This window comes from Pseudomonas sp. F01002, from assembly GCF_004402115.1.
GTDB lineage: Bacteria > Pseudomonadota > Gammaproteobacteria > Pseudomonadales > Pseudomonadaceae > Aquipseudomonas > Aquipseudomonas frigoris.
The window spans coordinates 368,633-391,615 of record NZ_SOPU01000023.1; the positions used below are offsets into that span (position 1 = coordinate 368,633).

The window sequence follows — 22,983 nt, forward strand, 5'->3', positions numbered from 1 at the left end:
CAAAGTGCGGCCCTTCCCGAGAGGTCGCACAACCGTTATGAAGCAGGTGCCACGGCAGTGGGAAACTCCTCGGTGCGCTTTTCAAAGCGTCCAAAGTGCAAAGCCAAGGTTGGTAGCACCAATAGATTGAGTGCTGTCGAGGTCACTAAGCCACCCAGGATAACTATAGCCATAGGCCCTTCGATTTCATTGCCAGCAGCGCCACTGGCGAGCGCCAGAGGTAGCAGTCCCAAAGCGGTCACCACGGCCGTCATCAGGATCGGTACCAGTCGCTCGGCGGCACCCCTTCGAGCCGCATCCGACCCCCATGTCATACCTTCTTCATTCACCAGATGTGAGTAGTGCGAGATGAGCATGATGGAGTTTCGCAGCGTGATACCAAACAGGGTGACAAACCCGACAAGCGATCCCAATGACAAATTTCCACCGCACACCAACACCGTCAATACGCCACCTACCAGGGCGAAAGGCAGGTTCACGAGGACTAAGACCAACGCACGCATGCTTTTGAGGGCGAGGAACAAAAGCAGCATGATCCCAATGATGGCAACCGCTGTGTAAACCAGTAAGTCTTGTTGTGATTGCACACGTGCTTGTTCTTCTCCAGCAAACAAGACGTAGGTTCCCTTGGGTAGGGTGACCTCCTTGTTAATTAACCGTTGAGCCTCCTGAACGAAGTCACTCACCGCCCGGCCATGTACTGCGGTCGAGACTGTTTGTAGACGTTGACCACCGCTGTGCATGATTTGGTAACGGCTGGTGGTTTGAGTGATCAGGGCTAGTTGATCGAGAGGCACCGTTGTTCCGGCTCTGTTACGTAGCAGCAGTGAACCGACAGTCGCGATGCTGTGATGGGCCGTGGGAGTCAACGAGACGGTGACGTCATAAGTCTGATTCCCCTGATAGATTTGGCTGGCGGTCACTCCGTCGTAAGCCACTTGAATCGCGTCCATCACATCAACCGGCTCGAACCCCCAATGTGTCAATTGCTCAGGCCGCAGCCTGATGGTCAATTGCGGCACATGCTGGGCGGACTCGACTCTCAGGCCGATGGTGCCAGGGATTCGACCTATCACCTGGGCGATTTCCTGGGCTTTGCTGTCCAGCACATCCAGGTCAGGGCCAAAGATATTGATAACGACCGGCGCGGTGACGCCGGAGATGCTTTCGTCCACCCGCTCAGTCAGGAAGGTGTTCACCGACGTCGTCAGGCCCGGGAAGCTGGCCAGCACTTGTTGAATACGCGCCACGGCCAGGGTTTCCTCAGTGGCAGATAATGTATTCAAATCCACTTCGAACTCACTGACGTGGACGCCGGTCGGGTCGACCACTTCACTGGCTCGCCCTGCGCGCTGCGATACCAGTCGCACGCCGGGGACTGTACTCAGCTCCTGCGCTACACGGTCGCCCACACGCATGGATTCGGTCAAAGAGGAGCCTGGGGCCAACGCCATATGGATGAGGTAATGCCCCTCCTTCAATTCTGGTATGAAGTTACCGCCAAAAAACGGCAGCGCGGTGATCGCCACCGTGCAGAGAATGACGATCATCCAGACTATTGATCGAGAGTGCGACTCGATACTGGCGAGTAACTTCAGATAACGAGCCTTCAGGCGCTGCACCAACTTGGGTTCTTCCGCTTCAAGCGGCTTGGCGGTCAACAACATAAATGCCAGCGCGGGAGTAACCGTCAGAGCCACCACCAGGGATGCCAGAATCGCTAGGATATAGGCGAGCCCCAAGGGCGCGAAGAGTTTCCCTGCTATCCCTGACAGTGCCAGAACGGGCAGGAAAATCAATGCAACAACCAAGGTGGCATATACCACCGCACTACGGACTTCGAATGAGGCGCGCAATACAACCAGGGCCGGTGATATGGGGTTCTTCAGCGCTTGATTTTGGCGCAGCCGACGGAAGATGTTCTCCACATCGACCACCGCATCGTCCACGACCTCTCCCAAGGCAATGGCCAGGCCGCCCAAGGTCATGGTGTTGAGGCTCACACCGAAGTGATGGAGCACGATCACCGCCGTTAACAAGGAAAGCGGAATCGCCGTAGCGGAGATGATCGCAGTGCGAATATTGAGCAAGAACAGAAACAGCACCAGGACAACTAACACGCCTCCCAATAACAGTGCCGTTTGCAAGTGACCAATCGCGGTTTCGATAAACCTGGCTGGGCGGAAGATGTCTGGATGCAGGCTCACCTGTTCTGCTTCGAGCGCAGGTTTCAAACTGTCCAGGGCGCTTTCCACATGACTGGAAACGCTCATCATGTCGGCGCCGTATTGGCTTTCCACCATCAGCGACACCGCCGGCTTACCCTCGATTGCCGCAGCGCCGACTGCGGGAGCAGGCCCATAGGCCACCGTGGCGACATCGCCCAAGCGTACGGCGACACCACTCTGGTAGTTGAGCACCGTTTGAGCCAACTGCTCGGGTGTTACGGTCTGACCCTCGGTATTCAAGACGATGCGCTGGTTAGCGGTTTCCAGAAAGCCCGCGCCTCTAACCCCCGTGCGCGCTGGGCAGCGCTCAACACGTCTTGAAGAGAGAATCCGTATTGCACCAGCTTTTTGGGATCCGCCTGAATCTGAAACTGTTTTAGATCGCCACCGAATACGATCACGTCCGCCACGCCGGGCACGCGCAACAATTGCGGTTTTATCGTCCACTCCGCGAGTGTGCGCATCTCCATCAGCGAGCGGGTGTCGGAGGTAATACCCGCGACAAGAGTGATGCTGGTCGATGACGTTAATGGCAATAGCGCGGGCGTTTTGACGCCGTGCGGGAGAATACCGGTGAGCGTACTGAGTCGCTCCGCAGCCAGTTGTCTGGCTCGGTATATGTCAGCTCCATCCTTGAAGGTCAGCGTCACCATGGACAGCCCTGGTAACGATTTGGATCGCATGCTCGCCAGCCCCAGGGTGCCACCCATTGCGTTTTCGACCGGCTGGGTGACCAACATTTCAACCTGCTCGGACGATAACCCGGGAGCTTCGGTTTGAATCACCGCTAACGGTGGAGCGAACTCGGGGAAAACATCTTGCCGGGCCTGAGTCAGAGTGTAGATGCCATAACCTGCCAGCAGACAAGCGAGGGCGATAACGACCCCTCGGAAGCGCACAGCGAATCGGATAATTGAATTCAACATGATGTATTCGCTGCCGTCTGGTTAGTCGTCACATTCGGGGTCTTTGCAAGCCGATGCGGTGATTGGCGGACGCTGCTCTTCGGATAACAGCAGTTGCGCACCATGCACCACGACACGATCACCGGACTCAAACCCGGTGCTGACCAGGTACCCATTGTTGTAGGGGGTTTGGTCTGCGACAGGACGGCGGGTAAACCGGTCGTTTGCAATTTGCACATACGCCCACGGCTGCCCACCAAACCATAGGATGGCGGCCTCAGGTATGACGAGACTGGTGCTGGTTGGCGTGGGTAATGGCAAATAGGCAACCACTTTGCTACCGACTGGAAGGGTCGCCGCCGCTCGGTAAAGGTATGCACGGCCTTCAGTCGAAGGGTCGACTTGGGGCGAGACTGAAATGAGGTGAGCCGTTTCCCGACGATGTTCGCTGGACTCTACCGCAATCAGTTCTGGAGCGGCCAAATCAACACCGAGGGGGAGGACAACGCGCAAAAGCATGTCCTCGCGGTTCAACAGTCTGCGCAATAGCGGAGCGTCTTGCGCTCCGATCACGCCGGCCAATGGCGCACCAAACTGTTGGAGCGCACTATTGCGTACCGACTGAATGTTGGCACTCGTTGCTTGTAGCTTGGTCTTGTCTGTATTCCATGTGACTTGCGAGGCTTGCAGCACCTTCAAGGACACGCTCTGGTTAGCTTTGTACAGCGCGAGGTTGCGCTCATATTCTTGACCCGAGGCCGAAGCGGCAGACTGTGCCGCCTCTGAGTCTGCTTGAGCCATAGAGTAACGAGTGCTCAGATCATTAAGCCCCTGCACATCAAGCACACTGCCGTAAGCAAGATGTTCCACTTGATTCTTGGATGCAGTTATCGGCTCACTCTGGATACCACTGATTGTCTGGGTCGTTTCATCCAGCGTGACGATGGTTAAACCTCCTTCGGTTGTGACCCGTGTAGGGGGCGCTACCGCAGTTACAGGTGCAACCTGCATGGCTTGATAAGAGAAGAAACCTAAAGCGCCTAACCCGGCAGCGGCTATCACCGCCAGGGCGATCCGCGAGGTTTTGCTACGAAAGGGTGTGTTCATTTTCGAATGACAGCCTCTGTTGACTGGGCTTGCAGTGAGATTCCATCGAGCGGTTGCTGAATGGCATTTTCAAGTTGACTGATGGCTTGCTGAACTTGAACCACTGCATCAACGTGGGTCATTGCATCGACATTCACGGCACGGCGTGACCGCGATAGCCCCAGTCGGTCTATCGCGCCTAAATCAAAGGAGCGTTGGTCAGATTGAAAGGCGGCTGTTCGAGTCGCCCCCTGGGTGTCGATGAGCGCCAGGTTTTGCGTAGCCAGGCGATAGTGCTGTAGAGCGCTGTCTGTCTGATTGATCGCTTGGTCTTGAAGTGCTTCGACGTGGATGGCAGCTTCCTTGCGGTGCGCTTCGGCTTCCGCGATAGGCCCTTCATTACGGTTGAATAGGGGGAGCGTGATGCCTGCCGGTGTAACGCTGTACTTGTTCACCCCTTGGTCGAACGAGTACCCGAGCCCGAGTGACAGGTTCGGATATTGCCGTGCAACTTCCAGTTGGAGAGCGGCTTGGCTCGCTTCGTACTCGGCCAGGGCGCCCAGGATGTCAGTGCGATTCAGAATGGTTTGACGGCGGGCGGTGTTATCAGGGATCTGCGGAGTCAGGCTCTCGAAATCGCTCAGATCTATCTTGATGGGCTCAAGAGACCTGAGAGGAATCCCAATGGTCTGAGCAATCAATGCTTTGGCGTCCAGCATCAGTTTTTCGCTATTCGCCAAGTTGCTACGATCACGCTCCAGGATGATCTGCTCCTGGCTCAATTCGAACGTCGAGGCCGACCCCAACGAAAGTTGCTTCTCCAGCATGGTCACTATGTTCTGCTGGATGTCGACCTGGCGCTCGATAATCGCGTGGTGCTGGCTGGCGGCGTAAAAGTCGAGCAACGCGCTGCGAAGACGACTTCTGATCTGCCAGGCGATTTGACCGATATTCAAACGGGCAGCGTCTGAGAGCTGTTGCGCTTGCGCCACTCGATACCCACGCTTACCGGCAGTCTCAATCGGAATGTCGAGGGCCAATCCATACGTCCACGGCTTTATCGGCTGATCTGCGTACTGCAGTGGCACCGACAAGGACGGATTGGGTCGTTGATTAGCCGTTTCTGTCGCCGCCTCACCGCTGGCAAACATGGCGCGCACCGCGTCCAGCTCAGGACTGTAGTAGTAAGCGGCCAGAGTTAAGGTGTTCAGACTCCAGAGAGGGGTAGTGTTGGGGCGGTGTGCAGTGATAAAGCGCTGAAGCTCTGGGTTAGTCAGTGTCCGCTCTTCATAGGCAGCCATCATTTTCAGGGGCGCCAGTGGTTGTGGTTGATAACTCGCACAGCCGGTGAGCAGCATTACCACCGTGATAAAACAAAGTTTATGCATTCGCATTTTCTTTGAGACCAAAGTGGCGGAGTACACAGAAACTCGCGAATCAAGCATTGCCTCTCCCCCTATTGATGAGTGTTGCGGCGAGCGGCTGGTGGAAAAACTCGTTGGTATAGGCCCTCAAGAACGTCGAGCAAATGCTCGCCAAGATGTCTCCAACTCAGCACCTGTGGTACCAACCACGCGCTTATCAAAGAGACCAGCAATGACCCGGCAATATCGAATGGAAAATGCACGCCTAAATAGATACGTGCCCAGCCGACTAATGTACCCAGTAGCAAAATCAGCACGCCAAGTTTGCGCAGCGATACCAGCATCAGAGCCATGGCTAACGTGAACATCACAGTGGCGTGATCGCTGGGGAAAGAGGACTCCGGGGCGTGCTCCAGGAAGTTTTGTCCCAACCCCAGCATGAAGGGACGCGGATGGAACCAAAGGCTACTGATCAGCAGATTGCACCCAAGCGCGAACACGATGCTCAGCGTGGCAGTTACCGCAGCAGCTCGGTATTGGCGTGTACCTCGCAGCCACAATCCGATCAGCAATAGCGGTACCCCGGTGATGAGCCACTGCGCCAGAAAAGTCGCAAATAGGCGCATTTCCGCCGAGGAGTGCACGCTGGCGTTGATAGCCAAGAACAGAGTGCGATTGAGCTCTTCCATGGGGAGACCCGTTCAGGAGACTAGGAAGCACCACGTTGTGATCACGGTGCGAGTGATACGCACCATAGTGGTTGCTTCCTTAAGTCCACCTTAAGGTTGACGCTGGCAGTCTTATCGTCCTTGTAGGCCCAAGGGGTCGCGGGGTTGAGTTAAGAATGCTGATAGGCCGAGTGGGGTCAGAATCATCTATGACATGGGCGCGATATGCGCGGAGTCAAGACTTCGGCACACTGTGTGGTACTCCAGTGAAGCGCTGACTGATGTGAGAAGAGGGATCAGGCTATGCGAATATTACTTGCAGAAGATGACCCGATGATCGGCAGCGGCTTGCAAAAAGGGCTGCGCCAGGGAGGGTACACAGTGGATTGGGTCACGGACGGCAAGGCTGCCGTCCTCGCTTTGGAAACCAACCCATATGCGTTGCTTCTACTCGACCTGGGACTTCCGCGCCAGGATGGCATGGAGGTGCTCACGGTTCTGCGTCAACACGATGAGAGCTTACCGGTAATCATAATCACCGCCCGCGACTCGCTACCAGATCGGATTGCTGGCCTTGATCATGGTGCTGACGATTACCTGGTTAAACCGTTTGCCATCGAGGAATTGGTTGCACGCATTCGCGCCGTCAGCCGCCGTCAATCCGGGCGTGTGCAGACGGAGCTTCGGGGTGGCCCGTTGCGACTTGATCCGGTACGACACCTGCTGTGGTTACGCAACGAGCCTGTCAGCCTGTCGGCCAAAGAATATGCGTTGCTGCACGAGCTGATGAAGGAGCCGGATGCGGTGATATCCCGCGAGCAGTTAGAGGATCGCCTGTACGGTTGGGGAGATGAAGTGGGCAGCAATGCCGTGGAAGTTCACATCCATAATCTTCGCAAAAAACTCGGGGCCGAGGTCATCCGTACTGTTCGAGGTGTCGGATATCACATTGGAGAGGACGCATGAGTTCGCTCCGTCGGCGTCTACTGTTATGGCTGCTACCAGCCACTTTTCTGGCTGGACTGCTGGCAAGTATCGGCACCTATTGGGGGGCTGTCCTTGAACTGGATGATCTGCTCAACGACCAAATGCGTTACCTCGCAGAACACATCAATGTGGATCCTGGTGAGCGTGTTGTACTGACGGATACAGGCAATAAACCCAGTGCATTGCGTGATGATAATGCTGACGAAGTGCTGCTTCAGGTTTGGAGCGCAGGGGTTTTGAACTTTACGACCGACTCCGCGCTCTTACTCCCTCCACCGCAGCAAACTGGACTGAGTGATGTTCAGGTCGGGGATCAAACTTGGCACACGTTCGTGAGCCAGCGCGGTGATAAGGTTTTCCGGGTGGCTCAAGCTCAAAATAGGCGTTGGGAAAAGCTCGCGGGTTTAGCCGTGCACCTATTGTGGCCAGTGGTATCAATGATTCCCTTGTTAGCTCTGTTCTTGTGGTTTGGTATCAGCTACGGGCTAAAACCACTGCGAACAGTGGCGACAGAACTGTCGGAGCGCAACGTGAATAGCCTGCAGCCTATCGCTTCGAAAGAGTTGCCTGGAGAAGTCAAACCTCTGGTCGATGCCCTCAACGATTTGCTGGAACGGCTGGCAAACGCTTTCACCATGCAAAAATACTTCATCGCTGATGCAGCGCACGAGCTACGCACCCCAGTGGCAGCACTCAGCATTCAAGTGGAGTTGGCACAGCGGGCCACTCAGGAAGAAGACCGACAGGTATCGCTGTCTGAGGTACAGGCGGGTGTCACGCGCCTTACTCACTTGACACAACAGCTATTGACCTTGGCGCGCCTGGAGCCTGATGTGCAGTCGCCAGTCATGCAGAACATCGAACTGTCCACTCTATGCAAGTCGGTGATCACTGATCAGGTTCGCAGGGCTGAAGCCTCAGGCATCGATCTGGGGCTGAGCGAGCATGCCGCATCCAGCATTTCGGGGGATCCTGAAACGCTGCGTATCCTGCTCAATAACCTGATCGACAACGCCATTCGTTACGCGGGGGCCCACGCAAAGATTGACTTGGCAGTGCGCGATACCGACCAAGGGGTCGTGCTTGAGGTGTGCGACAACGGCCCAGGAATAAATGCGTCGGAGCGTGAGCGGGTGCTTGAGCGATTCTATCGAGGCAACAATCAAAGCGGCTCTGGTAGCGGTCTGGGGCTTTCAATTGTTAAAGCGATTGCAGAGCAACACGGAGCTCAAGTGTTACTCGATATCGGAGCAAATGGCTTGGGACTGCGGGTACAGATCATTTTTCCGTCTATATCGGGAAAATAGGCAGAGTAGAAAAGCACTCTCTAAAAGGCTCAGTGCGATGAGATAACTCCTCAGCTATTTGTGGTCAGTGCGAATGCAATCGGGTGGTCAAGTCAATGCAATTATCAAATAGGCGTAATGGGCGCCGTTTTCCCAGAAATGCGCCCAATTGGCAACCGATTCGATCTGTTTCTGGCATTGACCGTGAACTAAGATATGCAACACCTAACCCCACGGATCAATACGCCATGATGGCAACCCCTGAATGAATTTCGTCTGGACCAGCGCAACCATCGGTTCACTGATGCTTGCTCTGATCGTCGCGTTGATCTGCCGCGAACGCTCGCTGCAAAAGCAGCTGGCCGAGTATCGCGTGCTGATCACCAGCCTGACTGACGGACAAAACATCCGTCAGGACGGTGACGCCGAACGCTTCAAGCGCAGCCAGTACTTCGCCCGTATCGGCACGTGGGACTGGGATGTCGACACCGACAAGCTCTACTGGTCGGACGCGATCTACGGCATGTTTGGCTTCAAGATCGACGAAGTAACGCCCTCCTACGCACTGTTTTGCTCATGTGTTCACCCGGACGACCGGGCCAAGGTCCGGGCCGGGGAATTGCGTTGCCTGGAAACCGGCGACAACCATGACGAGGAATATCGGGTGGTCTGGCCCGACGGCACGATCCGCTGGCTTCGGGAAACCGGCAATGTGGTCAAGAACGACCACGATGCAACGATCAAGATGATGGGCGTGGTACGCGATATCACCGAGGAAAAAGCCTCCGCCAGCTACCTGCAACACTTGGCCCACTTCGACCCGCTGACCGGTCTGCCCAATCGTCTGGTGCTCGAGGAGCGTCTGTCCGAGGCGCTGGAACAGGCGCGCATCAGCGCCACGAGGGTTGCGCTGGTGTTTGTCGACCTCAACGGCTTCAAGGCAATCAACGACCATTACGGCCATGCCGCCGGCGACCGGGTACTGATCACCACCGCCACCCGCCTGAAGAAAATCCTGCGTTCAACCGATACCGTCGCCCGGATCGGTGGCGACGAATTCGTGGTCATCCTTCAAGGCCTGCCCCAGGGCAACAGCCTGCAAGACGAAGCCCGCAGCATCTGCCAGAAAATCTTCGTCGAACTGTCGCCACCGGTGACCATCGGTAATGATCAACGACACATCGGCACCAGCCTGGGGGTCGCGGTGTTCCCGGACCATGCGCCGAGCATGGACCGGTTGATCCATATTGCGGATCTGGCGATGTATGAGGCGAAGCGCAGTGGGAATAATCAGTATCGGTTGGGCACTGAAAGCCCCGTACGCGCTCACAGCGAATAGCCCTTCGACGGTTTAACGCTCCACTGGCGTGATATCCACAATCGTCCCGTTGGTAATCATCACCATCATGTACTTGTCATTGATCTGCACCCACTGCGCCTGGCTTTTCGGGGCTTTCAGGCCTTTCTGCTTCCAGTTGGTCAGGGCTTTTTCACTGCGCTGGTAAACGTCGGGGGCACGATCACCCATCACCAGTTGGCGGGAATTGTTAACCCCCGGCTGGACGGTTTTTTGCGGTGGGTCATCGGCTTGAACAATGGGACTGATACCGGCAACGCCGGCGGCAATGGCCAAGGCGGCGATGAGGGATTTGCTGTTCATGGGGTGATCCTCCTGTGATGTCGCGGTACCAGACTCCGACTGCACATGCAGCGAATCATTCCTTACGGGCTACATTGATCCGTTTCAAACATCAATGCATGCCAACAATGCAATTAACTTATCGATCACCCTGCTCCACTATCCGCCCCAATAAGAACCGTGCGCCGCGTCCAGGCGGTGCACGTCATAAAAGCGGTGGAGTACACGTCTATGACAGCATCAACCCAACGGCCCGCGACTTCCGGTCGCTCCCGGGCCAGTGCGATTTTCCGGGTCACCTCGGGCAACTTCCTCGAACAATTCGACTTCTTCCTTTTCGGCTTTTACGCCACGCAGATTGCTGCCGTGTTCTTCCCGGCCAGCAGCGAGTTCGCCTCGCTGATGATGACCTTCGCGGTGTTCGGCGCAGGCTTCCTGATGCGACCGTTGGGCGCCGTGGTGCTGGGTGCCTACATCGATGATGTGGGCCGGCGCAAAGGGTTGATCGTCACCCTGTCGATCATGGCCAGCGGCACGATTTTGATTGTGCTGGTGCCCGGTTACGAAACCATCGGGCTGTTCGCCCCGGCCATCGTCTTGATCGGCCGCTTGTTGCAAGGCTTCTCGGCCGGCGCAGAAATGGGTGGCGTCTCGGTGTATCTCTCGGAAATCGCCACGCCCGGCAACAAAGGCTTCTTCACCAGTTGGCAGTCGGCCAGCCAGCAAGTGGCGATCATTGTCGCGGCAGCGTTGGGCTATGGCCTGAACCAATGGATGGCGCCGGCGATGATTGCCGACTGGGGCTGGCGGATTCCGTTTTTCGTTGGCTGCATGATCGTGCCGTTCATTTTTTTCCTGCGTCGCAACCTTGAGGAAACCGAAGAATTCGCCGCCCGCAAACACCGTCCGAGCATGGGCGATGTGTTCCGCACGTTGGCGCAGAACTGGGTGATCGTGTTCGCCGGGATGATGATGGTCGCCCTGACCACCACCGCGTTTTACCTGATCACCGTTTACGCACCGACCTTTGGCAAAACCGTGCTGCACCTGAGTACATCTGATGCGCTGCTGGTGACTTTGCTGGTGGGCGTTTCGAACTTCTTCTGGCTGCCGATTGGCGGTGCACTGTCGGATCGCATCGGCCGTCGCCCGGTGCTGATTGCCATGGCCCTGCTGACCTTGGCCACGGCGTATCCGGCGCTGACGTATCTGGTGCAGGCGCCGAGCTTCATCAACATGCTGTTGGTGCTGCTGTGGTTGTCATTCATTTACGGGTTGTACAACGGCGCGATGATTGCAGCGCTGACGGAAATCATGCCGATCGAAGTGCGGGTCGCCGGGTTCTCCCTGGCTTACAGCCTGGCCACGGCGGTGTTCGGTGGTTTTACGCCGGCGATATCGACCTTCCTAATCCAGTACACCGGCGACAAGGCTGCGCCCGGCTACTGGATGAGTTTTGCCGCGTTCTGTGCGTTGTGCGCGACGCTGTATCTCTATCGCCGTTCGACCGGTCGCTTGCAACCGGCGATGTCCCGAACCCTTTGAGAGCACATGACCATGAAAAAGCTATTCAATTTTGCGGCCCTGACTTTGCTGGTCAGCCTGGGTCTGAGCACCGTCGCCCAGGCCGAAGAGATCCGCGTGATGACCTCCGGCGGTTTCACCGCCGCCTATAAAATCCTCGGCCCGAAATTCGCCGCCTCCACGGGCAACACACTGGACACAGCCCTCGGCCCTTCGATGGGCAAGGCGCCGGAAGCGATCCCCAATCGCCTGGCTCGCGGTGAAAAAGCCGACGTGGTGATCATGGTCGGCTACGCCCTCGATGACCTGATCAAGCAAGGCAAAGTCGATCCCGCCTCACGGGTAGAGCTGGCTGACTCGCGGATCGGTCTGGTGGTACGTGAAGGCGCGCCGAAACCGGACATCAGCTCTGTCGACGGCCTGAAAAAGACCTTGCTCGACGCAAAGTCCGTGGCCTATTCCGACAGCGCCAGTGGGGTGTACATCGAGGAACAATTGTTCAAACGGCTGGGCATCGAAGACCAGCTCAAGCCCAAGTCGACGATGGTCCCGAAAATCCCGGTGGGCTCGGTGGTTGCCACCGGAGACTATCAACTGGGTTTTCAGCAGGTCAGCGAGTTGCTGCCGGTGCCGGGCGTGAGTTTCGTGGCGAAGATTCCAGAGTCGGTGCAGTCGGTCACGCGTTTCGCCGCCGGCATCCCGGTCGGTGCGCAACACCCGGCGCAAGCCAAGGCATTGCTGGATTACCTGGCCTCCACCGCCGCTCAGCCGGATGTCAAAGCCACCGGGCTGGACTCGGTCAGTCGCTGACCTGGACTTTCATTTCCACCACCAGCCGTTCCAGTTCCAACGCCGCCGGGGTCAATGTGCGACCCCGGCGCTTGATCAAACCGACACTGCGCATTACCTGCGGATCGGTCAGCGGCACCCGTGTCAGGATCGGGTGATCCGCCGCCGGCATCGCCATCAAGGGCACCGCTGCCACGCCCAACCCCGCTTCGACCAAACCGATCATCGTCGTCACATGCCGGGTTTCGCAGATGCTCGACCGCTGCGGCACGATGCCCGTGAGCGCCTGATCCAGCAGAAAGCGATTGCCCGACGTCTTATCCAGCGAGATGTAGTCCTGCTGATAAAACTCATCCCACGTCACGCTACTGCGCCCGGCCAACGGATGATCGCGCCGGCACGCCACCACATAACCTTCCTGTACCAGCGGCTCGAACTCTACTTCCGCCTCCAGGGTGCCCATGAAACTCAGGCCGAAATCCGCCTCGCCGTTGACCACCGCACTCAGCACTTCGTGGGCGCTGGAGTCGAGGACCTTGACCTTGATCCGTGGAAACTGCCGGTGGTAGTGGGCGATCACTCGCGGCATGAAGTAATAAGCCGCTGAAGGTACGCAGGCGACGGTGACGTGGCCGAGGCGAGTCGAGGCGACTTCGCTGATGCCCAATAGCGCCACGTCCAGGTCGTCCAACAGACGCTCGACGCTCGGCATAAAACCGCGTCCGGCCTGGGTCAGGCTGACCTTGCGAGTGGTGCGCTCGAACAACCTCACACCGAGGGCGTCTTCGAGCTTTTCAATGCGCCGGCTCAGCGCCGGTTGGGAAATACGCACCGTGTCAGCCGCCTTGCGAAAGCTGCCCTGCTCCACCACGGCGCGAAAGGCTTGCAAGTCGTTAAGGTCGAAGTGGATGGCCATGGCGCGCACTCGGGAACGGGACAGATTGATCAGCTTATCCTATGAATGTAACCAATTGATGCGACATGTAACTAAATCTATGTCGACTGCAAGGCAGCTATCGCGAGCTTGCTCGCGATAGCGGTGGGTCAGGCAACATCGTTGTATGTCATGGCTGACGCATGAAGCATCACCCTTTATTCTTGTCGCCCCCGCCGTACCGAGTTCTGGAGTAAGCCATGCCCCATGAAGGCAACCTGTTGCAAGCCGCTGTCGTGTTTCTGTTCGCAGCGGTGCTCACCGTTCCCTTGGCCAAGCGTCTGCAACTGGGGGCGGTGCTGGGTTATCTGTTTGCCGGCGTGATCATCGGCCCGTCGGTGCTGGGCTTGATCGGCAATCCGCAAAGCGTCAGCCACATTTCCGAACTCGGGGTGGTGTTGCTGCTGTTCATCATTGGTCTTGAGCTGTCGCCGCGACGTTTGTGGGTGATGCGCAAATCGGTGTTCGGCGTCGGCCTGGCGCAGGTGCTGCTGACCGGGTCGGTGATTGGTGTACTGGCGTTGTTCGTGTTCGGCCAACCGTTGAACAGCGCGATCGTGCTGGGCTTGGGCCTGGCGCTGTCGTCCACGGCGTTCGGTTTGCAAAGCCTGGCCGAGCGCAAGGAACTGACCAGCCCCCACGGACGGTTGGCGTTCGCGATTCTGCTGTTCCAGGACATCGCCGCTATCCCGTTGATCGCCATGGTGCCGTTGCTGGCGGGCGGCGATCACACCAGCAGCGCTGGCGAAGGCCTCAATCACGGCTTGCGCGTGCTGGGCAGCATCGCGGTGGTGGTGATTGGTGGACGGTATCTGCTGCGCCCAGTGTTCCGGGTGGTGGCCAAGACCGGTTTGCCGGAAGTCTCCACCGCCACCGCGTTGCTGGTGGTGATCGGTACGGCGTGGCTGATGGACCTGGTCGGCGTGTCCATGGCGCTGGGGGCGTTTCTTGCCGGGTTGCTGCTGGCGGACTCCGAATACCGCCACGAACTGGAAGCGCAAATCGAACCGTTCAAGGGATTGCTGCTGGGGCTGTTTTTCATCAGTGTCGGCATGGGCGCCAATTTGAGTCTGCTACTGAGTGCGCCGATCACGGTGCTGGGTCTGACCTTATTGCTGATCGCAATCAAATTGCCGCTGCTGTTTGCTGTCGGTCGGCTGGCCGGTGGCTTGGGCAAGGTCAGTGCCATTCGCCTCGGCATCGTGCTGGCGGCCGGTGGTGAATTTGCGTTTGTAGTGTTCAAGATCGGCCGCGACCAGGGACTGTTCGAGCCGCGCCTGTACGACTTGCTGGTGCTGACCATCACCTTGTCCATGGCGGTGACGCCGCTGCTGTTGCTGGTGTGCGCACGACTGGTCAGCCCCAAGGTTCAACCGGTGGTTGTGCCGGAGAAATTCCGCGAGATCCATACCGACACGCCGCGCGTGGTGATCGCCGGCATGGGCCGTATGGGGCAGATCGTTGCGCGGATTTTGCGCGCGCAAAACATCAAGTTCGTCGCCCTCGACACCTCGGTGGAAACCATCGAACTGTCGCGCAGCTTCGGCGGTGTGCCGGTGTTCTACGGCGACCCGATGCGCCCGGAGATCCTCAGCGCGGCCAAGGTCGAGCAAGCGGAATACTTTGTCATCGCCACCGACGACCCGGACACCAACATCAAGACCGCCGAGTTGGTGCACAAACTCTACCCGCACATCAAAATCATTGCCCGGGCGCGTAACCGTCAGCATGTGCATCGCTTGGTGGACCTTGGCGCCGAGGCCATTCGCGAAACCTATTATTCGAGTCTGGAAATGAGCCGGCGCACCCTGGTCGGCCTGGGGCTGACCCAGGCCCAGGCCGATGCGCGGATCAAACGCTTCAAGCATCACGACGAGCAGGTGCTGGAAGCCCAGCATGCGATTTATGACGATGCGACGAAGGTATTGCAGACGGCGCAGGAAGCCCGGGCAGAACTGGCGAGGTTGTTTGAGGCGGATCAGTTGGAAGAAGAATCAGGTAAGCGTTGAGGCGACTGTTAGGGCCTCATCGCGGGCAAGCCCGCTCCCACATTAGTTCTTTAGTGAACACAGAATGTGTGTACGACTGAGATCAAGTGTGGGAGCGGGCTTGCTCGCGAAGAACGATAACGCGGTATTTCAGGCAAACCAGAATTTCCAAGGAACTCACTATGGCTGACCAACCCCCCGCCCTAAAAGAAATCTTCAACGCCGAACGCCTCAAACACATCGCCACCGAGATGACCGCGGTCTACCCCGCGTTCAACGCCAAGGCCTTCCTGAAGCTGACCAACGACGGGCTTGCCGAGTTATCGATCATGCAGCGCATGGCCCGGGTCAGCGAGTGCCTGCACGCGGTCCTGCCGTTGAGCTATGAAGAAACGCTGGAGGTGCTGCGCGCCCTCGCTCCGCGCTTGAACAGCGGCTTCGTCAGCATTTCATTACCTCATTACGTCGCGACGTACGGCGCGCATGCCTTCGAACAGTCCATGGACGCCCTCAAGTACTTCACCACCTTCGGCTCCTCGGAGTTCGCAATCCGCCATTTCCTGCGCAGCGACATCGAACGCTCACTGGCGGTCATGCACGAGTGGTCCCTGGACGAAAACGAACACGTCCGCCGCCTGGCAAGCGAAGGCAGCCGACCGCGCCTGCCGTGGTCGTTTCGACTGGAACAGATTCAGGCTGACCCAACATTCGCGGCGGCGATCCTCGATAACCTCAAGGCCGATAACAGCCTCTACGTGCGCAAGTCCGTGGCCAACCACCTCAACGACATCACCAAGGATCATCCCGAGTGGGTGCTGGGCCTGATCGAAGGCTGGTCGCTGGACAACAAACACACCGCATGGATCGCCAAACACGCCCTGCGCAGCCTGATCAAACAGGGCAATCAACGCGCGCTGGCGATCATTGGCGCGGGCCGCAAGCCTGAGGTCGAGATCATTGATGTGAAGGTGGAACCGGCGGTGATTCGCCTGGGTGAAAAAATCACCCTGTCCTTCGCCGTGAAATCCACGGTCCAGGACAGTCAGCGACTGGTGATCGACTACGCCATCGATTACGTAAAAGCCAACGGCAGCACGTCGGCGAAGGTGTTCAAGCTCAAGGTGCTGACGCTTCCCGGCAAGGCGACCGAGACCATTGCCCGTAGCCAGCAGATCAAGGAACTCACCACCCGCAAACACTACGTGGGCAAACACGCCGTACACGTACTGGTGAATGGGGAGCGCCTGGCCAGTACCGCATTCGAAATCCTCCCTTGAAACACGCCCCCCTGTAGGAGCAAAGCTTGCTCGTGATGAACGAAAACGCGGTGTGTCAGACCTGACGCCATCGCGAGCAAGCTCTGCTCCTACAGGGGATTGGGGCCCAGCAATAAATCCTGCTCGCTCTCACAAAGCTGCACCACGTAATCCCACAACACCCGCAACCGCACGGATTTGTGCAGCTCGCGCCGCGTGCTGATCCAATAGCTGCGCTGAATGCTCTCATCCGGCAGCAACGGGACCAGGCCGGGATCGGCGCTGGCCATGTAACAAGGCAGCACGGCGATCCCCAACCCGGAACGCGCGGCCTGTTGCTGGGCGATGACGCTGGTGCTGTGAAACACCACCTGCGGATTGCGACAGAAGCTATTGAGGAACATCAACTCCTGGCTGAACAGCAAGTCATCGACATAGCCAATCCAAGCGTGGCGACCGAGGTCTTCGCGGCTGCGCAGCGGTGGCGAACGATCCAGATACTCCTGGCTGGCGTACAGCGCCAATCGATAGTCAGTCAGTTTGCGGGTGACCAGCATGTCGGCGGCCGGGCGTTCCAGGTGGATGCTGATCTCGGCCTCGCGATTGAGAATGCTGACAAAGCGCGGCACCGCCACCAGTTCCACTTCCAGCCCCGGATAACGTTCGAACAGCCCGTTCATGCGGCTGGCGAGGAACATGATGCCCAACCCTTCAGTCACGCCGACTCGGATCTTGCCCAGCGGCGCCGTGGACTGAGTGATTTCTTCCTGCGCCAGCAACGCGACGTTTTCCATGGCTTCGGCATGTTTGAGCAACGCTTCGCCGGCCGGGGTCAGCTCATAACCCTGCGCATGCTGAACAAACAACGCGGTGCCGAGGCTCTTTTCGATGGCCTCGATGTGCCGGGCCACGGTGGCGTGGGTAGTGTTCAAACGGCGGGCAGCGGTGAGCAAACGCCCGCTGCGCTGCAACTCGAGAAAAAACCGCAGGTCATTCCAGTCGAACATGAACCATCCTTGAGGTAGGGCTGTTTAAAAACGCACAGCGGCTGCGCAAAAACTAACATTCTTTTGACGAAAGCTAACAACTAGGATGACCGACAACAAGAACAACAACATGAGGTCACGGATGCAGACTTCCCTGGATGAATACGACTACATCGTGGTCGGGGCCGGCCCAGCCGGTTGTTTGTTGGCCAATCGGTTGTCGGCCGACCCACAGAATCGGGTGTTGCTGCTCGAAGCCGGCGGCCGCGATAACTATGCGTGGATTCACATCCCCGTGGGTTACCTGTTCTGCATCGGCAACCCGCGCACCGACTGGTGCTTCAAGACCGAAGCGCAACCCGGCCTGCAAGGTCGCGCCTTGAGTTACCCGCGTGGCAAGGTGCTCGGTGGCTGTTCCTCGATCAACGGCATGATCTACATGCGCGGCCAAGCCGGCGACTACGACGGCTGGGCGGCCCAGGGCAATCCCGGCTGGAGCTGGAACGACGTGCTGCCGTTGTTCAAAAAGAGCGAAAACCATTTTGCCGGCGACTCCGAATTTCACGGTGCCGCCGGGGAATGGCGGATCGAACGTCAGCGGCTGTCGTGGCCGATTCTCGATGCCTTCCGCAGCGCCGCCGAGCAAAGCGGCATCGCCAGCATTGATGACTTCAACCAGGGCGACAACGAAGGCTGCGGCTACTTCCAGGTCAACCAGAAGGCCGGTATTCGCTGGAACGCTGCCAAAGCGTTTCTCAAACCGATCCGCAACCGCCCCAATCTCACCGTGCTGACCAACGTCGAAGTCGACCGCGTGCTGCTGGAAAACGGCCGTGCGTCAGCGGTCAACGCGCGTTGGCAGGGGCAGGCGAAAACCTTCAAGGCGCGCAAGGAAATCGTGCTGTGCGCCGGATCCGTCGGCTCACCAAGCATCCTGCAACGTTCCGGGATCGGCCCTCGCCCGCTGCTGCAACGATTGGGGATCGGCGTTGCCCATGAACTGCCCGGCGTGGGCGCCAATCTGCAGGATCACCTGCAACTGCGCCTGATCTATAAACTGGAAAACGCCCGCACCCTTAACCAGATTGCCGGCAGCCTGTGGGGCAAGATGGGCATGGGCCTGCGTTACCTGTATGACCGCAGCGGTCCGTTGTCCATGGCGCCGAGCCAACTCGGAGCCTTCGCCCGTTCGGGACCGGAGCAGACATCGGCGAATCTCGAGTATCACGTTCAGCCGCTGTCGCTGGAGCGTTTTGGTGAGCCATTGCATGCCTTCCCGGCCTTCACGGCGTCGGTGTGCGATCTGCGCCCGCAAAGCCGTGGCCGCGTCGAGATTCGCTCCACCGATCCGCAGGAAGCACCACTGATTCAGCCCAATTACTTGAGCCATCCGGAGGACTTGCGGGTGGCAGCGGATGCCATTCGCCTCACCCGGCGCATCGTCGCGGCACCGGCCCTGCAAGCATTCAAACCGGTGGAGTACTTGCCCGGCGACAGCTTGCAGAGTGAAGAACAACTGCACGAAGCCGCCGCCCGCATCGGCACCACCATCTTCCATCCGGTCGGCACCTGCCGCATGGGCAACGACGCGGACGCGGTGGTCGATGCCGAGCTGCGCGTTCACGGCATCCCAGGCCTGCGCATCGCCGACGCCTCGATCATGCCGCGCATCACCTCGGGCAACACCTGTTCGCCTACGCTGATGATTGCCGAAAAGGCAGCACAGTTGATCCTTAACCCCAACACAAGGAGCATCGCCGCGCAGAAGGAACTGACCACCAACGCCTGAATCACACCGGTAGGAGCTGGCGCAGCCTGCGATCTTTTGGCGTCTTTGAAGGCGCTGGAAGATCAAGATCAAAAGATCGCAGGCTGCGCCAGCTCCTACAGGGAGCCAGTACACCCGATACATCGACAGTAGCGACGCCAGCCCATAAGGCCGGCGCCGACAGTGGAACAAAAAAAACAATCACTGTGAGGGATACCGATATGTCAGAACATGTTCAGCCTCTGGAAGCCGTGCGCAGCGCGGGCACCAGCAAGGAAACCCAAAAAGTCATCTTCGCCTCGTCGCTCGGGACGGTCTTCGAGTGGTACGACTTTTTCCTCTATGGCGCCCTCGCGGCGGTGATCAGCAAACAGTTTTTCGCCGGGGTCAACGACACCACGGCGTTCATCTTTGCGCTGATGGCCTTCGCTGCCGGCTTCATCGTGCGGCCGTTCGGCGCCTTGGTGTTCGGCCGGTTGGGGGACATGATCGGGCGTAAATACACGTTCCTTGCGACCATCATCCTCATGGGCCTGGCGACCTTCTGCGTCGGGCTGCTGCCGACCTACTCGAGCATCGGCATTGCCGCGCCGATCATCCTCGTGCTGCTGCGCATGCTTCAGGGCCTGGCCCTGGGCGGTGAATACGGCGGCGCTGCGACCTATGTCGCGGAACACGCGCCGATGGGTAAACGCGGCTTCCACACCAGCTGGATTCAGTCCACCGCGACCCTCGGCTTGCTGCTGTCGCTGCTGGTGGTGCTCGGTTGCCGTTACTTCACCGGTGACCAGTTCGAAGTCTGGGGCTGGCGGATTCCGTTCCTGTTTTCGATCATTTTGCTGGGCATCTCGACCTGGATTCGCATGAGCCTGCACGAGTCGCCAGCGTTCGTGAAAATGAAAGAAGAAGGCAAGCTCTGCAAGTCGCCACTGCGCGATTCCTTCGGCAAATGGGAAAACCTTAAAGTCGTCCTGATTGCCCTGTTCAGCATCAACGCCGGGCAAGCCGTGACCTTCTACGCCGCGCAGTTCTACGTGCTGTTCTTCCTCACTCAGTTCCTGAAAATGGACCCGGCGCTCGCCAACAGTCTGTTGATCGTCAGCGTGATCATCGGTGCACCGTTCTTTATTTTCTTCGGCTGGCTGTCGGATAAAGTCGGGCGCAAACCGGTACTGATGATCGGCCTGCTGCTGGCGACTGCACTGTACTTCCCGATCTTCAAGTCCATCGCCCACTACGCCAACCCGGCCATCGACCTGGCCAGCCGTCAGGCACCGATCACCGTGCTGGCTGACCCGGCCACCTGCACCTTCCAGTTCGACCCAGTGGGCAAGGCGAAATTTGACAGCCCTTGCGACAAGGTCAAAACCTTCCTGGTGAAACAGGGCCTGCCTTACATCAGCGAAGCTGCACCGGCCGGCAGTGCCGTGCAGGTGAGCGTCGGGGAAGTGAAACTCGATGGTTTCGATGAGGCGGCCTTGCGTGGCGCCGTGACCCTGGCTGGGTATCCGTCAAAAGCCGACACTCAGTTGATCAACAAACCGATGATCGTGGCGCTGATCGTCGCGCTGATCATCATTTCCGCCATGTGCTACGGCCCGCTGGCAGCATTGATGGTCGAACTGTTCCCGACCCGCATCCGCTACACCTCGATGTCCCTGCCTTACCACATTGGTAACGGTTGGTTCGGTGGTTTCCTGCCGACAGTGTCGTTTGCCTTGGTGGTGTACACCGGGGACATCTTCTACGGGCTGTGGTACCCGGTGCTGATTACCGGGGTGAGCCTGGTCGTCGGGATGATCTGTTTGCGTGAGACCAAGAACGTGGATCTGGATACCAACTGACAGCACGGGCAAAAAAACGCCCCGCAATGCGGGGCGTTTTCGTTAATCTGACCCGACGCTCGACGCAACCATCGCCCCGCCACTCACCAGACCGAGGCACCATGATCATTTCATCCGCATCTGACTATCGCGAGGCAGCACGTCGCAAACTCCCGCGTTTTTTGTTTGATTACATTGATGGCGGGGCTTATGCAGAGCACACGCTGAGGGCCAATAGCGCTGATCTGACGGGCATCAGCCTGCGTCAGCGCATTCTGAAAAACGTCGAAACCCTGAGCCTTGAAACCACCCTCTTCGACCAACCGCTTTCAATGCCGATCATATTGGCCCCGGTCGGCCTGACGGGCATGTTCGCCCGCCGTGGTGAAGTGCAGGCGGTTAAAGCGGCGGAAAACAAAGGCATTCCACTGTGCCTATCAACGGTTTCGGTATGCTCGATCGAAGAGGTCTCGGCACAAAGCCAACAGTCCATCTGGTTTCAGCTGTATGTGTTGAAGGACAGAGGCTTCATGAAAAATGCACTGGAGCGGGCGAAGGCCGCCGGTGTGAAAAACCTGGTGTTTACCGTGGACATGCCCACGCCCGGCGCCCGATACAGGGACGCACACTCGGGCATGTCAGGCCCTTTTGCATCATCGCGGCGAATGCTTCAGGCCATGACCAAACCCGACTGGGCATTCAACGTCGGCGTCATGGGGCGTCCACACGATCTGGGCAATATCTCGAAGTACCTTGGCAAAGCCGTAACCCTCGAAGACTACATGGGCTGGTTGGCCAACAACTTCGACCCTTCGATCAGCTGGAGCGATCTGGAGTGGATTCGTGAGTTCTGGAAAGGCCCGATGATCATCAAAGGCATTCTCGATCCTCAGGATGCCAGAGACGCGGTCAGCTTTGGCGCGGATGGCATTGTCGTGTCGAACCACGGCGGGAGACAGCTGGACGGCGTGCTCTCCACCACCAAGGCATTGCCGCCCATCATGCAAGCCATCGGTAATGATTTGACGGTGCTGGTCGACTCGGGAATCCGCTCGGGGCTTGATGTCGTACGGATGTTGGCGCTGGGCGCAAAAGGCGTATTGCTGGGGCGTTCCATGGCTTATGCACTGGCCGCCGATGGTCAACGCGGGGTGGAGAATATGCTGGATATCTTCGCCAAGGAAATGCGCGTCGCCATGACCTTGACCGGGGTGACCTCTATTAGTCAGATTGATGAATCCACGCTGGTGGATGCTGTTCGATGAGCTGAACACCTGCTCTTAAAAACGCCCCGCCCCTGCGCAGGGCTCGAGTCGTGTGTCGACAACGGAACGCGGAGCGTCCCCGGCGGCATTCCCACGCAGAGCGAGGGAACGATCAATACGCGCAGGCGTTGAGAAAACAGGCCGGCCGGTAGGCCGCCTCGCTTTGGCTTTTGCGGTGCACGCCCCCTCGAGAGGCCGAGTGGAGGTTCTGCGCAGTGGGCAACCCGGCATGGATACCGGGTTAGCCGCCCCCGGCCATGGATGGCCGATGGCGGCGGGCCCACGGAGCAGGACCGGAACGAGGGCACCCTGAGCCTAGGCGAAGGGCCGAACGAAAGGGGCAAGAGCCTTTGGTTACTTGGGGCTTTTCCATCGGCATAGGGGACGGCCATCTGGCCGTGCCCCTGCCACACCACCCGGCATGCGGGTCCGCACCGGGCGGTTCGAGAAGTTGAGGTCAGCAGAGTCGAGGTAGACCCAACCGGTC

General features: G+C 58.3%; 18 protein-coding genes. 10 read left to right on the top strand and 8 right to left on the bottom strand.

From position 1 onward, the window contains the following. Positions 1-35 precede the first annotated feature (35 nt). The 5 genes from E3W21_RS20825 to E3W21_RS20840 form a co-directional block, all read right to left on the bottom strand. On the bottom strand, positions 36-2,468 hold the full coding sequence (locus E3W21_RS20825) for an efflux RND transporter permease subunit (protein ID WP_218570173.1): 2,433 nt from the start codon (positions 2,466-2,468) through the stop codon (positions 36-38). Next, the gene (locus tag E3W21_RS31455) at positions 2,465-3,154 is read right to left on the bottom strand and encodes an efflux RND transporter permease subunit (RefSeq protein WP_218570174.1); all 690 of its coding nucleotides are present in this window, start codon (positions 3,152-3,154) and stop codon (positions 2,465-2,467) included. Before E3W21_RS31455 ends, E3W21_RS20825 begins: the two co-directional genes overlap by 4 nt. A gap of 21 nt (positions 3,155-3,175) precedes the next feature. Continuing rightward, a complete protein-coding gene (locus E3W21_RS20830) occupies positions 3,176-4,240 on the bottom strand; it encodes an efflux RND transporter periplasmic adaptor subunit (RefSeq protein ID WP_129444887.1) in 1,065 nt (354 codons plus the stop codon). Then, entirely contained in the window at positions 4,237-5,607 is a 1,371-nt protein-coding gene (locus E3W21_RS20835; RefSeq protein WP_166793851.1) for a TolC family protein, read from the bottom strand. The genes E3W21_RS20830 and E3W21_RS20835 overlap by 4 nt, the downstream gene beginning before the upstream one ends. Before the next feature lie 68 nt (positions 5,608-5,675). Continuing rightward, on the bottom strand, positions 5,676-6,272 hold the full coding sequence (locus E3W21_RS20840) for an undecaprenyl-diphosphatase (RefSeq protein WP_134421690.1): 597 nt from the start codon (positions 6,270-6,272) through the stop codon (positions 5,676-5,678). 282 nt (positions 6,273-6,554) lie between these two features. Between E3W21_RS20840 and E3W21_RS20845 the strand changes: the two genes are divergently transcribed. From E3W21_RS20845 to E3W21_RS20855, 3 genes are all read left to right on the top strand, one after another. After that, complete coding sequence (locus tag E3W21_RS20845) at positions 6,555-7,217, top strand: response regulator (protein ID WP_129444890.1); 663 nt, start codon at positions 6,555-6,557, stop codon at positions 7,215-7,217. Then, positions 7,214-8,545, top strand: coding sequence for an ATP-binding protein (locus E3W21_RS20850; protein ID WP_129444891.1), 1,332 nt, complete (start codon positions 7,214-7,216; stop codon positions 8,543-8,545). Before E3W21_RS20845 ends, E3W21_RS20850 begins: the two co-directional genes overlap by 4 nt. A 244-nt stretch (positions 8,546-8,789) precedes the next feature. Next, the gene (locus E3W21_RS20855) at positions 8,790-9,863 is read left to right on the top strand and encodes a sensor domain-containing diguanylate cyclase (RefSeq protein ID WP_129444892.1); all 1,074 of its coding nucleotides are present in this window, start codon (positions 8,790-8,792) and stop codon (positions 9,861-9,863) included. A 12-nt stretch (positions 9,864-9,875) separates the two neighbouring features. Here the strand turns inward: E3W21_RS20855 and E3W21_RS20860 are convergent, their stop codons facing one another. After that, complete coding sequence (locus E3W21_RS20860; RefSeq protein ID WP_134421691.1) at positions 9,876-10,184, bottom strand: RcnB family protein; 309 nt, start codon at positions 10,182-10,184, stop codon at positions 9,876-9,878. Positions 10,185-10,394: 210 nt separating this feature from the next. Between E3W21_RS20860 and E3W21_RS20865 the strand changes: the two genes are divergently transcribed. Both E3W21_RS20865 and E3W21_RS20870 read left to right on the top strand, forming a co-directional pair. Beyond that, positions 10,395-11,708 carry an MFS transporter gene (locus E3W21_RS20865; RefSeq protein ID WP_134421692.1) on the top strand — a complete coding sequence of 438 codons (1,314 nt, stop codon included), beginning with the start codon at positions 10,395-10,397 and terminating at the stop codon, positions 11,706-11,708. 12 nt (positions 11,709-11,720) lie between these two features. Then, the gene (locus E3W21_RS20870) at positions 11,721-12,497 is read left to right on the top strand and encodes a substrate-binding domain-containing protein (RefSeq protein ID WP_134421693.1); all 777 of its coding nucleotides are present in this window, start codon (positions 11,721-11,723) and stop codon (positions 12,495-12,497) included. Here E3W21_RS20870 and E3W21_RS20875 read toward each other — a convergent pair. Then, positions 12,487-13,392 carry a LysR family transcriptional regulator gene (locus E3W21_RS20875; protein WP_134421694.1) on the bottom strand — a complete coding sequence of 302 codons (906 nt, stop codon included), beginning with the start codon at positions 13,390-13,392 and terminating at the stop codon, positions 12,487-12,489. The two genes, E3W21_RS20870 and E3W21_RS20875, sit on opposite strands and share 11 nt — an antisense overlap. A gap of 218 nt (positions 13,393-13,610) precedes the next feature. On the opposite strand from E3W21_RS20875, the gene E3W21_RS20880 reads away from it, so the two are divergent. Together E3W21_RS20880 and E3W21_RS20885 are read left to right on the top strand one after the other, a co-directional pair. After that, positions 13,611-15,419, top strand: a complete 1,809-nt coding sequence (locus E3W21_RS20880; RefSeq protein ID WP_134421695.1) for a monovalent cation:proton antiporter-2 (CPA2) family protein — start codon at positions 13,611-13,613, stop codon at positions 15,417-15,419. A 161-nt stretch (positions 15,420-15,580) separates the two neighbouring features. After that, the gene (locus E3W21_RS20885) at positions 15,581-16,675 is read left to right on the top strand and encodes a DNA alkylation repair protein (RefSeq protein ID WP_134421696.1); all 1,095 of its coding nucleotides are present in this window, start codon (positions 15,581-15,583) and stop codon (positions 16,673-16,675) included. 89 nt (positions 16,676-16,764) lie between these two features. Here the strand turns inward: E3W21_RS20885 and E3W21_RS20890 are convergent, their stop codons facing one another. Continuing rightward, positions 16,765-17,661 carry a LysR family transcriptional regulator gene (locus E3W21_RS20890; RefSeq protein WP_129444899.1) on the bottom strand — a complete coding sequence of 299 codons (897 nt, stop codon included), beginning with the start codon at positions 17,659-17,661 and terminating at the stop codon, positions 16,765-16,767. A gap of 121 nt (positions 17,662-17,782) precedes the next feature. Here E3W21_RS20890 and E3W21_RS20895 point away from each other — a divergent pair, with 121 nt between their 5' ends. From E3W21_RS20895 to lldD, 3 genes are all read left to right on the top strand, one after another. Continuing rightward, positions 17,783-19,429, top strand: a complete 1,647-nt coding sequence (locus E3W21_RS20895) for a GMC family oxidoreductase (protein ID WP_134421697.1) — start codon at positions 17,783-17,785, stop codon at positions 19,427-19,429. Between the two features lie 200 nt (positions 19,430-19,629). After that, positions 19,630-21,252, top strand: a complete 1,623-nt coding sequence (locus E3W21_RS20900; protein WP_134421698.1) for an MFS transporter — start codon at positions 19,630-19,632, stop codon at positions 21,250-21,252. A gap of 101 nt (positions 21,253-21,353) precedes the next feature. Next, positions 21,354-22,496, top strand: coding sequence for an FMN-dependent L-lactate dehydrogenase LldD (gene lldD, locus E3W21_RS20905; RefSeq protein ID WP_056741692.1), 1,143 nt, complete (start codon positions 21,354-21,356; stop codon positions 22,494-22,496). Positions 22,497-22,983: the final 487 nt, after the last annotated feature.

What these genes read in the sequence shown, in the direction of transcription:
- E3W21_RS20830 (WP_129444887.1), bottom strand. Translation starts at nt 4,240, where the DNA reads ATGAACACACCCTTTCGTAGCAAAACCTCGCGGATCGCCCTGGCGGTG.
- E3W21_RS20855 (WP_129444892.1), top strand. Translation starts at nt 8,790, where the DNA reads ATGAATTTCGTCTGGACCAGCGCAACCATCGGTTCACTGATGCTTGCT.
- E3W21_RS20850 (WP_129444891.1), top strand. Translation starts at nt 7,214, where the DNA reads ATGAGTTCGCTCCGTCGGCGTCTACTGTTATGGCTGCTACCAGCCACT.
- E3W21_RS31455 (WP_218570174.1), bottom strand. Translation starts at nt 3,154, where the DNA reads ATGTTGAATTCAATTATCCGATTCGCTGTGCGCTTCCGAGGGGTCGTT.
- E3W21_RS20865 (WP_134421692.1), top strand. Translation starts at nt 10,395, where the DNA reads ATGACAGCATCAACCCAACGGCCCGCGACTTCCGGTCGCTCCCGGGCC.
- lldD (WP_056741692.1), top strand. Translation starts at nt 21,354, where the DNA reads ATGATCATTTCATCCGCATCTGACTATCGCGAGGCAGCACGTCGCAAA.
- E3W21_RS20900 (WP_134421698.1), top strand. Translation starts at nt 19,630, where the DNA reads ATGTCAGAACATGTTCAGCCTCTGGAAGCCGTGCGCAGCGCGGGCACC.
- E3W21_RS20895 (WP_134421697.1), top strand. Translation starts at nt 17,783, where the DNA reads ATGCAGACTTCCCTGGATGAATACGACTACATCGTGGTCGGGGCCGGC.
- E3W21_RS20875 (WP_134421694.1), bottom strand. Translation starts at nt 13,392, where the DNA reads ATGGCCATCCACTTCGACCTTAACGACTTGCAAGCCTTTCGCGCCGTG.
- E3W21_RS20840 (WP_134421690.1), bottom strand. Translation starts at nt 6,272, where the DNA reads ATGGAAGAGCTCAATCGCACTCTGTTCTTGGCTATCAACGCCAGCGTG.
- E3W21_RS20880 (WP_134421695.1), top strand. Translation starts at nt 13,611, where the DNA reads ATGCCCCATGAAGGCAACCTGTTGCAAGCCGCTGTCGTGTTTCTGTTC.
- E3W21_RS20885 (WP_134421696.1), top strand. Translation starts at nt 15,581, where the DNA reads ATGGCTGACCAACCCCCCGCCCTAAAAGAAATCTTCAACGCCGAACGC.
- E3W21_RS20890 (WP_129444899.1), bottom strand. Translation starts at nt 17,661, where the DNA reads ATGTTCGACTGGAATGACCTGCGGTTTTTTCTCGAGTTGCAGCGCAGC.
- E3W21_RS20860 (WP_134421691.1), bottom strand. Translation starts at nt 10,184, where the DNA reads ATGAACAGCAAATCCCTCATCGCCGCCTTGGCCATTGCCGCCGGCGTT.
- E3W21_RS20870 (WP_134421693.1), top strand. Translation starts at nt 11,721, where the DNA reads ATGAAAAAGCTATTCAATTTTGCGGCCCTGACTTTGCTGGTCAGCCTG.
- E3W21_RS20835 (WP_166793851.1), bottom strand. Translation starts at nt 5,607, where the DNA reads ATGCATAAACTTTGTTTTATCACGGTGGTAATGCTGCTCACCGGCTGT.
- E3W21_RS20845 (WP_129444890.1), top strand. Translation starts at nt 6,555, where the DNA reads ATGCGAATATTACTTGCAGAAGATGACCCGATGATCGGCAGCGGCTTG.